This window comes from Marinomonas posidonica IVIA-Po-181 (assembly GCF_000214215.1).
In the GTDB taxonomy this organism is placed as follows: Bacteria; Pseudomonadota; Gammaproteobacteria; order Pseudomonadales; family Marinomonadaceae; genus Marinomonas; species Marinomonas posidonica.
Map to the genome: position 1 here is coordinate 2,378,370 of NC_015559.1, position 11,949 is coordinate 2,390,318.

Below are 11,949 nucleotides of genomic sequence, written 5' to 3' on the forward strand. Positions count from 1 at the left end.
ATTATGTTGCAAGTTAACAATCTCAATGTGTCTTTGGACACACTGGTACTCGCCAATAATATGTCATTCGCTCTCCAGCCAGGCAAAGTGAATGTCATCATTGGCCCAAACGGCACCGGAAAAAGTACGCTTCTGAAAACCCTGTTTGGCGACATTCAAGCCCAGTCTGGCGACATCTCGTTTTTTGACCAAACACTTCATTCGAAACAATTATCCCAATGGCGTAAGCAGTTTGGTTACATGCCCCAAGACATTCGCCTTGATGTTGAGCTGAGCGTGTTAGAAGTGGTTTTGCTTGGACAATTGGATGCCTTAAGTTTACGACTAGACGATTCACTCATAGAACAAGCGCTTAGCGCCTTGGAGACCATTGGTTTATTGCATTTAGCAAACCGCTCCGTGAATAAGCTCAGTGGTGGACAATGCCAGATGATTTTATTTGCTCAAGCGCTAATGAGGAACCCTAAAATCCTCATGTTGGATGAACCAGTGAGTGCCCTGGATCTGCATTTCCAACATGTCCTTTTAGATCATTTAGACCAGCAAACCAAACAGCAGGGCTGGGTTACCTTAATGGTACTACATGACTTAAATTTAGCGGCTCAATATGCCGATAACCTATTGGTCTTAAAAGACGGTCATGTGGTTGAAAGTGGTCATCCTAGTGATATCCTTACCCCACAACTCGTAGAGCAGGTATATGGAGTAAAAGCTGAGATATCAAAGGATTCACAAGGCATTCCATTTGTTCGCACTATTCGACAAGACAAACAAGCAAAAACATCCTCAGCTAAAAGCAAACAAACCAATGCAAACCCAGACCACACCATATCGTCCAAAGGAGTTGAACGTGTTTTCTAAACCTCTAATGTTGCTGTTATTGACTAGCCTAAGCAGTCTAGCTTTCGCAAAAGAATGGCAAGTACAAATGCTTAATTACGGTGCCGCGAATGAAGGCGGGATGATTTTCCAACCAGCCTATATCCATGCCGACATTGGCGATACGGTGACCTTTATTCCGACTCACTCAGGACACAATGCTCAATCCTATGTTGTCCCAAAAGAGGCGAAAAAATGGAAAACGCCGCTGGATAAAGAATACACTTTAAGGCTTGATCAAGAAGGCATCCACCTTTATTATTGCACGCCCCATTTAATGATGGGGATGGTTGGTATCATCCAAGTAGGCGAAGCCAAAAACTTAAGTGTGGTTCAACAAAAAGCGCCTAGGTTACGCTCCAAAATGGCGTTAAAGCCAGCACGCATCGATGACTTACTGGCCATGATTCAGGCACCTTAATCTCAATAAGAGTTACATGCTATTTAAGCACTTTATTAACGATTTTAACCTGCTGTCTCCAGCAGGTCGCGTCTTAGTCATTAATGGCTTTACCTTCAATCTTGGCTTTTACATGCTACTGCCCTACTTGGCAGACCATCTTGAACAGGATATAGGTCTTACTGGTTGGTATGTTGGTGCCATTATTGGCTTACGAGTACTCAGTCAGCAAGGTCTGTTTTTAGTGGGCGGCACGCTAGGCGATCGATTTGGGTATAAACGCTTAATATTAATGGGATGTGCTGTACGAATCCTGGGGTTTGCGCTATTAGGATTAGCGCAGAGTATGCCCGCTCTGCTATTGGGAGCATTTTGTTCTGGCTTTGCTGGTGCATTATTTACCCCCAGTAGCCAAGCCTATCTGGCCTCTGAACACCCTCATCAAAACCAAAGACAAAAAGTCTTCGCGCTACAGAGCCTGACCTCAGAAGCTGGCATGCTTCTCGGGCCACTACTTGGATTAGCTTTACTAAGGGTGGATTTTTCGCTCGTTGGCATCCTATCTGCCAGCTTATTCAGTTTACTCTTCATCATTCAATGGCGTTATTTACCAGAACTTGAATCACAGCAGAAAAACACCAACAAAAGTCCTGTTTTTTGGCGACAATGGTCCAGCATGCTAAGTCATAAAGCCTTCATGCTGTTTGTCTTTTGCTCCTCTGTCTATCAGTTATTATTCCACCAACTGTATATTGCAATTCCCCATGAAGTGCGCGTTATCACTCAAGACGTCACCATCATCACTTGGGTATTTGCCACCTCCTCCATTACCGGTGTTCTGATGCAAATGCCCGTCAGCCGTTTCGTTACAAAACATCTTGGAACCGCAAAAGGCATGGGGCTTGGTATGACCATCATGGGTGCCAGTTATTTATGGCTGAACCTAACCATTCCAGATGCTCCCGCTCTCCCCTTCATAATCTGCGCACTCTTTTTTAGTTTGGGCTCTATGTTGGTTTTCCCCTTACTCGGTGCTCATGTGCCAACCTTTTGTGAAGCAAAAGAATTGGGCAGTCATTATGGGTTATATTCTTGCATTGGCGGTATTTATGCCTTCTTAGGAAATATCTCAACAGGCTGGCTACTTGGCACAACAACGCTCTCCCACAACTGGATCTGGGCGGGTCTAGCAGGCTTTGGAATCGTTTCAGGGTTATTGCTTTATAACCAGGTTAAACAGTCACAGGCCCAAACGGCTTAATATTTTGAGCAGAGTCACGATATTACGAGTTCAGTCGTCATCAGGTCTTTAGACTTTCATTAGATTATGCCTATTGGCTTAAAGACTCCCTACAATCAACAAGATTATCTAAAAGCCAGCACCAACACAGTTTTCAAATAAAAAAAGCGAGGTCAACATCACCAGACATTGACCTCGCTTTTTCAGTTCTGAGCCAACTTAATGTTCAAGTTCATTCAGTAATTGGGCGTTAATAACGCAATTGCTCAAGGCCACAAAATGGATCAATGGCCGCCTCATGGTTCCACTCAAGTTGACCTGTAATGCCCTCTACCACCGCCTGTTGCACACTTTGAAGTGGACTATAAGCGTTAATATATACAGGCATATTCGGCGCATCGTATAAATGGTAAGGGTGACCAAAAGAGACCATTACTGCTGGTAAATCCACCCAAGGCCGATACATGGCATTGCCAAAACCATCGTGTAAACGCATCCAATCGATATAAATGTGAGATTTCACTAACATGGATTCGTCCGCAATGAGATACAACACCCAATCATACTCTTGAGGATCCAACTTCATTCCACTCGTAAACACGGTGACCTCAAACCCAGCCTTGGTGAGCATATCAGGCACGGCTAACGGAATAGGGTCAGGTACAAAGGTATGGCGGATACCAGTTGAAATCACCAGAACACGCTTTTTCTCATTGTGATCAATCGGTAATAGCTTGTTTCTATTTTTCACCAAATGCGGTGTACGACGATTCAACTCCGTTATCTTATCAGCATAGTCCGATGCCAATAAGGACTGAAATGCTTTTACTGTCAGTGTTTCCGCCGCTTGATGCAAACCCAATGAGGCTTTCATCCCTAAGACTCTGACCACTGCTTGCTCTAAACGTTGTTCAGATAAACGCCCTTCGCGTACTGCTTTAAGCATGTATGCGTAATCTTCCAAAGGCTCCTTACAAAACAGCAACATGTCACAGCCGTTTTCAATGGTATCGGCAACCACATTGGCTCTGTGATCCCAACTACTCACACCAGCCATCACAGAGGCATCAGACACAATCAAACCATTGAATCCTAGCTCGTCACGCAGCAATTGTTGATTTAACAATTTGCTGACACTGGCGGGACGCCACCACTCTTCCGGCGAGTCTTCAAACTGCTTAACGTACTCAGGTAATGCAATGTGAGCAGACATGATGGACATCACACCTTGGTCAATCATGCGTCGATACAATCTGCCATAGTGGGTATCCCACTCCGCTTTGCTAAGAGGGTTCACTGTGGTCACTAAATGCTGATCACGATCATCATAACCTTCTCCTGGCCAATGTTTTGCAGTCGCGGCAATACCATGTTGCTGGAAGGTATTAATGTTGGCCGCCCCCATATTTTCAACAATGTCTAAATCACTGCCGTAGGAGCGGGTTCCAACCACCGCACTGCGAAAAGTAGCATTGATGTCAACAACAGGCGTAAATGACCAATTAATGCCCAGCAACTTTGCTTCCTGAGCAATCACTTGTGTGCAATAGTTCACCGCTTGAGTCTCTTTTAGCCCTGCCAAACCAAGCTGGTTAGGCACTTGAGCACCAAACGGAAAACTCATTCCACCGCCTTCTAAATCCGCACTGACTAATAAAGGCAAATCCGTACAGGATTTCAACTGGTTCATGGTGTTGATTTCCGTGTCCAAATCAAATCCCACAAACTTAGTAATGGCACCGGGTTGAATGGATTTAACCAAGGCCAACTCGGCGTCCGAGTTCTCTCTAATCATTAAATTAAAAAGCTGCCCCACTTTCTGCTCTAAAGAGAGTCCTTCAAACGTCTTCTTTACCCATTCAACTTGGTTTGACTCTAGATTAAATGGGGCTTTTTTTAGATCTTCATACATATCAAATTAACCCTTATGTCCATCTGCATTCGCTTTACGGGCTTTTCTTAACCCCTCTTGCATAGTGACTTCCACCTCAGCATTAATGGGATAAAAGAATGCAATCACGACAATACATGCTGCTCCAAAAGCCGGTAATAAACTCATAAAGATGGTAATCATATTTTTTGCAGCATCGGTTTGCTCAACACCAGCTTGATAACCTGCATAGCTCAATCCTGCACCGACAATGGCACCGCTTAATCCCATTCCGAATTTATGAGAAAACGTCGCGGAGCTGGTCGACAAACCAACGACTCGACGACCCGATTTCCATTCAACGTAATCAGCCGTGTCCGCTACCACCCCCCAAAGACAGGATGCGGCCACGCCTTTGGTCAATTGATTGAAAAAGATAATCACGTATATCATGGTCAAATTAGCGGGATCCACCCAATACAAGCTACCAATAAAGCACATGCTCGAAAGAGCCGCAGCCATGATCAAACTGCGTTTCGCAAAACGCTTAACAAGCTGGGACATAATAATGGCACCAACAATCATGCCCAGAGTCGCACAGGTAAAGAAGGTACCTGCCGCACTCACGTCGCCCACATTGTAAGTGAAGTAGTACATACCTACGGCAAATGGCATCAAACCGAAAGTAAACATGGGCACACCCATTAAAATAGTGATCCACCAAGCTCGATTTTTCACCACCACCGCAAAGTCTTGTTTCACCGAAGAAGATTGCTTCACCATTGGAACGCGTTCTTTAACACGAGCAAAGCACAACCAAAACATCACCACCATGATGGCGCTTAACAGCATCATGGTGTATTGAAAGCCTTGTTGCTGATCTTCACCACCAAAGAATGTTACCAAGGGCAAAGTACCTGCGTTCACTAATAGCGCGCCACTGAAGGCCAATACCATTCTAAAGGACGCCATCTGGCCACGTTCGACTGGACTATCAGACATAGTGGCAGGAAGAGAAGAATATGGAATGTTAATGGCGGTATAGAGCGTCATTAATAGGATATACGTGGCAAACGCCCAGATGACCTTGTTTGACTCGCTCAAATCTGGCGTCGTAAATGTCAGAATAGCGACAATGGCTAACGGAATAGGAACATACAAAAGATAGGGGCGAAATTTACCAAATCGACTGCGAGTACGATCACCAATCATCCCCATAATTGGGTCTGATACTGCATCCCACATTCGCGTCACAAAGAACAAGGTGCCGACAACGGCGGCAGAAATACCAAAGACATCCGTATAAAAGAACATCAAATAGGTACCCACAGCAGTAAACACTACGTTACTGGCTAAGTCACCAAAGCCATAACTGACCTTATCGAAAAACGATAACTGTTTCATAATCACCTCTTTTATTTATTGTTATTTGGTCATTATGAGAATTATAAAAAAGAGCGCTATCCGATTTTTGACCTAGCCACTAGCCGATTTTTGACCTGCTCCCCTAATTAGCAATATGAAAACGCAGGTCATAAATACAAATATTGTTTGTTTAACCAAGGTAGGATCTTCTGCTTTAGCACGCCCAGATCAACTCCCGCATACGCTTCTCCAAACTGCACCAAATTGACATTTTGGCGGGTTAAACGAAACTCTGTTGGCGTACAGTTATATTCACGACGAAAGGCTGTATTAAAGGCCTTAACAGAAGGAAAACCATGATCGAAAGCGATGTCCGAAACGGATTTTTGCCCCTTTTGAGCTAAGTCCGTTAAGCTCTTTTCGAGACGATATAGGGTCAGATAACGCAGAAAAGTTTCCCCCACTTTGGCTTTAAAATAACGGCTTAAATAGGCTTCAGTCATGCCTTTTTCAGTGGCCAATAAAGATAACGAGAGATGTTCACGATAACGAGATGTGATCTGACTTAATAAATCATGAATCAACACCGCGGATTCGATGGATTCGGGTTGTAATTGCTCAGCTTGAGGGAAATATCGAGCCAGAATTAACGTCAGTTTTGATAAGTATACCTTTTGCGCCATCTGCCAATGTTCAGCTCGATGGTGAGACTCCCACCAAAGATGAGACAGTAGTTCTTTAATCTCGTTTGCCAAGCCTTTTTGAACCAGATTCCAATCATCAAACATTAATGTCGCGACAGAGACCTGTTCGAACTCATGCTGCAAACAAATGACCAGATTATCGTCGTCCAGCGTTTGGGTTGCATGGGGTAAGCCTTTATTAATAAATAACAGCTCACCTTCCTTGAGCATAATAACATCGTCCAATACTTGAACCCGTATACGCCCTTTTACCACCCACAAACACTCATGAGCATCATGGTGATGCAATTCACATTGAGTCACGCAATGGGCAAAGATGCGAGCATCTTCTTCTAATATCTCTGCTCGATTAGATAAATACATGGCAAGGTCAACTTCCTAATTTGCGACTTCACTCTCCTGCCACGCATCATAAGCAAGTTATTGACAAATGTCACAACGAAAAAAGCCCCGCAAATGCGAGGCTTCGATTCAATCAATGAATGATTAAGTACGTTTCATTGCAAATAAACCATAGCCAACGACAACAAGGAAACAAGCCGCTGGCACAACATATGACACGGTTGCATTGTAAGTATCAATGGTGGCACCCTGAACCAATGGCATAATCGCACCACCTAGGATCGCCATAACCAAACCCGCTGAACCGAACTTAGTGTCATTGCCTAAACCATTTAATGCCACCCCATAAATAGTAGGGAACATCAAAGACAAACAGGCTGAAATCGAAACAATGGCCCAAACACCGGACACATCAGGGGTCATCACAGCGTATAGGCAAAGCATCGTCCCAGCCGCCGCCAGAATGCTTAACAACACAGCAGGACGACAGAAGCCCATCAACCAAGTCATCACAAATCGAGAAATCAAAAAGATGATCAAGCTGTACTGCAAGTAATCCGCCGCACTGGCTTCGGTACCGCCAATTGCTTCTTGTACGTATTGAATGGTAAAGGTCCAAGTACAGGTTTGTGCTGCCACGTTAAAAAATTGTGCCACCACACCCCAACGATATTGGGGGTTAGACATCAAACGGCGGAAGGTCGCCGCAAAATCAATGTTAGTAGCATCTTCACGATAGCCGGCACCAGAAGCATTGGCTTTTGGCACTCGAATAAAGTACACCAATACCCAAATCAGCATCAGTACAAATGCCATACCAACATAAGGTGTCATCACGCCGGTTAGCTCTTCTGCTTGAATGCTTTGTAGCATGTCAGGTGTCATGCTGGCTCTTTGTTCTGCTGTTGCTGTATTCAATTTAGGCAAAATCAGTGTTGCCGCTAAGAAAACACCAATGTTGGTACCGACTGGATTAAATGCCTGAGCCAAGTTCAAACGACGTGTTGCTGTCTCTTCTGGTCCCATTGCCATGACAAATGGATTCGCCGACGTTTCCAAAATAGACATACCAGCAGCCATGATAAACAAAGCGGCTAAGAAAAAGCCGTAGGTCATAGAAACACTAGCAGGGTAAAAAGCGAATGCCCCAAGGATCGCCAAGCCTAAACCACTCAATACACCCGCTTTATAAGAATAACGTGCGTTAATGAACGCGGCTGGAATCGCTAAACAAAAATAAGCGCCATAATAAGCAAACTGAACTAATGCCGACTCAAAGGTACTCATTGTAAAGATCTTACTGAATACTTTAACCAAGGGGTCTGTCATGTTGGCGGCTACGCCCCATGCTGCAAAGCAAGTAATCAATAGAATGAAGGCCAATTTCATATTGCCGTAAACAAACTGGTTAGAAGTGTTTTCTTGGTTCACTGAATTTTGATTTTTCATAAAGCAACAACATCTGTAATTATAGTTGGATGACATGCTGCATAAAGAAGACCGAAATCGCTTCCGCAACAGTCAGACATTGATAATGATTTTCAACGGGTAAAACTCCGCCTAATTCTCTAATTAAAGGTGTTCTTTACGACATCCATTAATCACACAATAAAGCGACGTTTAATACTCGTCATCTCAGAATTTGGGGCAGGATCCTACCACCAAGTTTTACCAAAAATTACCTTATTGATCGAAACCCGCTCAAATCACGCCCAATTAACCTTTTCTTACCCATTTCATTAACATTAATGAAATATTCATGACAAAGAATTCATTTAATCAGTATTTTCATGCATAGAAAACGACAGGCTCGGTGCATTAAAATTGCCTTCATAAGCGTGCTAACATACCCTCTTTGTATTGACGACAGCGCTTCCGATTAAGCCCTGTATTGACCTGCAAACCAATGCTTTAGCAGGCCCTTCTCACTCAGTTAGGCGCAAACAAACATGACCACAAGCAACACCAAAAAACGCTACCCTCGTCCCGCCATTAGTCTAATAGCGACAGACATACCTAAATACGGTATTGATGTCTTTATAGGAGGGTCTCAAGGCGCGGCTGACAAGGCTTTTCATCAACAACACAATATCAAGGTAATCTTTAATTGTGCGGTGAATTTGGATATCGATCTGGCGACCAACACTGACCCAAAGCATCAATCATCACTGCTTAACTTCGGCTCAGGCCATGTGCGTTATTATAAAATTGGGTTAATTGACGGGCCAGGAAACCCAGCAGCCATGCTACTAGCTGGCTATCACTTAATGCGCTCATCTTTGCTGCAAACCATGCCTGAAAAAGCGTCTTATCCTGTCAAAGAAAAAGGCAACATACTGGTTCATTGTCGTGGCGGTCGTAGTCGCTCTGTGGCGTTAGTTGCGTTATTTCTGCACTTGGAATTCCCAGAGCAATTTCCAAGCTTAGACGCAGCCATTAATCTGATTCGAGAAAAGCGTGAATTGCATCCTGATGAGTGGTTTGAAACCCCAAAAGCCAGCTTAATTGAAGCCACACGACGCGCCGCTGAAATGGAACACTGCTTACGCCAAGCAGGGTTTGGTTCCTCATCCTGAATGTAAAATCCGTACTTTCCTGTCATTAAAATCAAGCGATTTTGTTATTTGCATCTCTTACCGCGCCCCTTACCCTTTGAATAAACAAAAATAAGAGGACGATCAGATGCAAGGTAAAGTGCAAATCAAGGTTCGAGGGTTTCATCTTGATATTTTTCAACACGTTAACAATGCTCGTTATTTGGAATTTTTAGAAGAAGGTCGCTGGGCATTTTTCGATGAATTTAACATTGGTGACGACCTGCTCAAACAAGGCATCATCTGGGCCATCGTCAACATTAATATCGACTTTAAGGCTGAAGCAAGCTTTGGGGATGTGTTGGAGATCGACACTCAATTCACCAAACTCGGCAACCGCAGCATTACCATGAAACAACGCATTGTAAACATCGCTAATGACAAACTGGTTGTTGAAGCTGACGTTACCTACGTGTGCTTTTCAAAAGAACACAATGGGGCCATTCCATTGCCAGACGACTACCGCAAAAAAATTGCACAAGCCATTGGTTGAAGCCTTGAAAAGGCTAAGTTGACGAGCGAACACTCAGGTTGGATGACGTTCGCTTTTCCTCGCGAACGCATAAAAAAACCCTTTGATCGCTCAAATGGGCTTTGCTATTGATGCTCATCGCACTTGGATCATTTTCACCAAGTCAATTTGACTTTCTCACCTGTGTCAAAGGATCTTTGTGCCGCGTCGGCCAAAATTTGAGCACGGCGACCGTCCTCAAAACTGGGGGATACCGGTCGTTTCGCCAAGACATTCTCAATGAACGCCGTTAGCTGTAGGTTATAAGCCGCGCCATAGCGATCAGTAAAGAAGTTAAACAATGGATCTTTCACACCTGTCGTATCCGTGTTGTAACGCACGACCGAGGTGGGTGTTTGATTGTCAGAAATCACCATACCTTCCGAACCAAACACTTCGACGCGTTGATCATAACCATAGCTTGCACGACGGGAACCATTGATGTGAATTAGGCGACCAGATTGGCTCCTCATATTGATCATGACACTATCAACGTCACCAATTTCAGTGATTTTTTCGTCCACCAAGGCACTACCAAAAGCTTGGATTTCAACGACTTCTTCAGCCAGAATAAAACGTGCCATGTCAAAATCATGAATGATCATGTCACGGAAAATACCACCAGAAGACTTCAGATACTCAACAGGTGCCATACCTGGGTCGCGGCTGCTGATGATGACTTGCTCTAGTTTTCCGACACTTCCGTCATGAGCCGCTTTTGCTGCTGTACTATGGCTTGGATCGAAACGACGGTTAAAACCAATTTGAATCGGCACATCGCAATCTTTGATCTCTTCCATACAAGCATTAACGGTAGCTGTATTCAAATCAATCGGCTTCTCACAGAGAATTGCTTTACCCGCTTTCGCCGCTTTGATAATCAGCTCCACATGCGTGTCTGTGCTGGTCGCAATCAACACCGCATCCACTTCTGGGTCCGCCAACGCATCGTCTACACTCTCCGCGACTTTGGCTCCTGTGGCTTTTGCGACTTCCTGTGCGGCCGGAGCATGCACATCATAAACGTATTTCAAATTTGAATGTACGAACGCCTGAAGGTTTTGCGCATGCATCTTGCCAATACGACCCGCACCAAATAAAGCAAAATTCAACATTGTGAAATCCTTATGTTATTTTTATTCAATCAACCATTGGTTACTTTTTTATCCCGTTCTATGATCCACTCATGGTCGGGGTCATTATGAAAGATCCAGTTACGACTGGGGCCGGCCATGACATTCAAATAGTAAGACTGATAGCCGTGAGGAACACCCACAGGATGGTAGCCCTCTGGCACCATAACCAAGTCCCCATCTTCCACCGCCATGGTTTCATCAATACTGCGATCATCTGTATAGACGCGCTGGAAAGCAAAACCTTGAGGCGGATCTATTTTGTGATAATAGGTTTCTTCCAACTGCGTTTCCGCTGGTGCTGCGTCAGTGTCGTGTTTGTGAGGCGGATAACTTGACCAGCCACCACTTGGAGTAATCACTTCACACACCAACAAACTGTCGGCAGGCTCATTACCAAACAAAATGTTGCACACGTGTCGAGTATTACTAGCGACGCCGCGGGTTTCGTACTGACACTGTTCAGGGCGAATCAACTTAGCCGCATGGCCACCCTTGCCTGGCGCTTTACAAAACGCCACTTCCACATCGGTCAACGCCTCAATACAAATTTCATCTTGAGCAGGCGCATACACCGCATAAGGGGCTTTTTGATCAAACACACTCATGCGATCGCCTATATCGTGCCAAGATGCTTGTTGTGTCTTAGCATTCGCTTTACCACTTAAAATGACCGCGCAGACTTCATCATCTTCCGTAGCAAGGGTGACCGTTTCACCTACGTTAAGCTGATGCGCCTCAAAGCCGACGTATTGCCAATTGGCACTGACTGGTGTCACTAACTGGGTTTGTGACTGTCCAGCTAGTTGGCGCTTTTTACTGAGTAAACGTGACATAGTGCTTCACCTCGAAAAACATTACTTCATGGTTGGCATAGAGAATTAGTGAATTGAACATAATGCCCCTCTCTT

11 protein-coding genes are annotated in these 11,949 nt (G+C 44.5%); 5 read left to right on the top strand and 6 right to left on the bottom strand.

Annotation, left to right across the window (positions count from 1 at the left end; genetic code table 11):
- The first annotated feature begins 3 nt into the window (after nucleotides 1–3).
- From MAR181_RS11085 to MAR181_RS11095, 3 genes are read left to right on the top strand one after another with little or no spacing between them, the layout of a single operon-like run.
- On the top strand, nucleotides 4–861 hold the full coding sequence (locus MAR181_RS11085) for an ABC transporter ATP-binding protein (RefSeq protein ID WP_013796681.1): 858 nt from the start codon (nucleotides 4–6) through the stop codon (nucleotides 859–861).
- Nucleotides 851–1,300: a pseudoazurin gene (locus MAR181_RS11090; protein WP_013796682.1), complete on the top strand. Its 450-nt coding sequence runs from the start codon at nucleotides 851–853 to the stop codon at nucleotides 1,298–1,300. The genes MAR181_RS11085 and MAR181_RS11090 overlap by 11 nt, the downstream gene beginning before the upstream one ends.
- A 16-nt stretch (nucleotides 1,301–1,316) precedes the next feature.
- Nucleotides 1,317–2,540 (top strand): MFS transporter, encoded by a 1,224-nt coding sequence (locus MAR181_RS11095; protein WP_013796683.1) that lies wholly within the window; start codon nucleotides 1,317–1,319, stop codon nucleotides 2,538–2,540.
- A 229-nt stretch (nucleotides 2,541–2,769) separates the two neighbouring features.
- Here MAR181_RS11095 and MAR181_RS11100 read toward each other — a convergent pair whose 3' ends face one another.
- The 4 genes from MAR181_RS11100 to fucP form a co-directional block, all read right to left on the bottom strand.
- On the bottom strand, nucleotides 2,770–4,431 hold the full coding sequence (locus MAR181_RS11100) for a glycoside hydrolase family 3 protein (RefSeq protein WP_013796684.1): 1,662 nt from the start codon (nucleotides 4,429–4,431) through the stop codon (nucleotides 2,770–2,772).
- Nucleotides 4,432–4,437: 6 nt separating this feature from the next.
- Nucleotides 4,438–5,793: an MFS transporter gene (locus MAR181_RS11105; protein ID WP_013796685.1), complete on the bottom strand. Its 1,356-nt coding sequence runs from the start codon at nucleotides 5,791–5,793 to the stop codon at nucleotides 4,438–4,440.
- A gap of 128 nt (nucleotides 5,794–5,921) precedes the next feature.
- A complete protein-coding gene (locus MAR181_RS11110) occupies nucleotides 5,922–6,821 on the bottom strand; it encodes an AraC family transcriptional regulator (RefSeq protein ID WP_013796686.1) in 900 nt (299 codons plus the stop codon).
- A gap of 123 nt (nucleotides 6,822–6,944) precedes the next feature.
- Nucleotides 6,945–8,249, bottom strand: a complete 1,305-nt coding sequence (gene fucP / locus MAR181_RS11115) for an L-fucose:H+ symporter permease (protein WP_013796687.1) — start codon at nucleotides 8,247–8,249, stop codon at nucleotides 6,945–6,947.
- Nucleotides 8,250–8,749: 500 nt separating this feature from the next.
- Between fucP and MAR181_RS11120 the strand changes: the two genes are divergently transcribed.
- Both MAR181_RS11120 and MAR181_RS11125 read left to right on the top strand, forming a co-directional pair.
- Nucleotides 8,750–9,376 (top strand): dual specificity protein phosphatase family protein, encoded by a 627-nt coding sequence (locus tag MAR181_RS11120; protein ID WP_013796688.1) that lies wholly within the window; start codon nucleotides 8,750–8,752, stop codon nucleotides 9,374–9,376.
- A gap of 106 nt (nucleotides 9,377–9,482) precedes the next feature.
- Nucleotides 9,483–9,887, top strand: coding sequence for an acyl-CoA thioesterase (locus MAR181_RS11125; protein ID WP_013796689.1), 405 nt, complete (start codon nucleotides 9,483–9,485; stop codon nucleotides 9,885–9,887).
- A gap of 134 nt (nucleotides 9,888–10,021) precedes the next feature.
- Here the strand turns inward: MAR181_RS11125 and iolG are convergent, their stop codons facing one another.
- The gene (iolG, locus tag MAR181_RS11130) at nucleotides 10,022–11,020 is read right to left on the bottom strand and encodes an inositol 2-dehydrogenase (protein WP_013796690.1); all 999 of its coding nucleotides are present in this window, start codon (nucleotides 11,018–11,020) and stop codon (nucleotides 10,022–10,024) included.
- A gap of 29 nt (nucleotides 11,021–11,049) precedes the next feature.
- Nucleotides 11,050–11,874, bottom strand: a complete 825-nt coding sequence (iolB, locus tag MAR181_RS11135; protein WP_013796691.1) for a 5-deoxy-glucuronate isomerase — start codon at nucleotides 11,872–11,874, stop codon at nucleotides 11,050–11,052.
- Nucleotides 11,875–11,949 lie beyond the last annotated feature (75 nt).

What these genes read in the sequence shown, in the direction of transcription:
- MAR181_RS11085 (WP_013796681.1), top strand. Translation starts at nt 4, where the DNA reads ATGTTGCAAGTTAACAATCTCAATGTGTCTTTGGACACACTGGTACTC.
- iolG (WP_013796690.1), bottom strand. Translation starts at nt 11,020, where the DNA reads ATGTTGAATTTTGCTTTATTTGGTGCGGGTCGTATTGGCAAGATGCAT.
- iolB (WP_013796691.1), bottom strand. Translation starts at nt 11,874, where the DNA reads ATGTCACGTTTACTCAGTAAAAAGCGCCAACTAGCTGGACAGTCACAA.
- MAR181_RS11110 (WP_013796686.1), bottom strand. Translation starts at nt 6,821, where the DNA reads ATGTATTTATCTAATCGAGCAGAGATATTAGAAGAAGATGCTCGCATC.
- MAR181_RS11100 (WP_013796684.1), bottom strand. Translation starts at nt 4,431, where the DNA reads ATGTATGAAGATCTAAAAAAAGCCCCATTTAATCTAGAGTCAAACCAA.
- MAR181_RS11105 (WP_013796685.1), bottom strand. Translation starts at nt 5,793, where the DNA reads ATGAAACAGTTATCGTTTTTCGATAAGGTCAGTTATGGCTTTGGTGAC.
- MAR181_RS11095 (WP_013796683.1), top strand. Translation starts at nt 1,317, where the DNA reads ATGCTATTTAAGCACTTTATTAACGATTTTAACCTGCTGTCTCCAGCA.
- fucP (WP_013796687.1), bottom strand. Translation starts at nt 8,249, where the DNA reads ATGAAAAATCAAAATTCAGTGAACCAAGAAAACACTTCTAACCAGTTT.
- MAR181_RS11120 (WP_013796688.1), top strand. Translation starts at nt 8,750, where the DNA reads ATGACCACAAGCAACACCAAAAAACGCTACCCTCGTCCCGCCATTAGT.
- MAR181_RS11125 (WP_013796689.1), top strand. Translation starts at nt 9,483, where the DNA reads ATGCAAGGTAAAGTGCAAATCAAGGTTCGAGGGTTTCATCTTGATATT.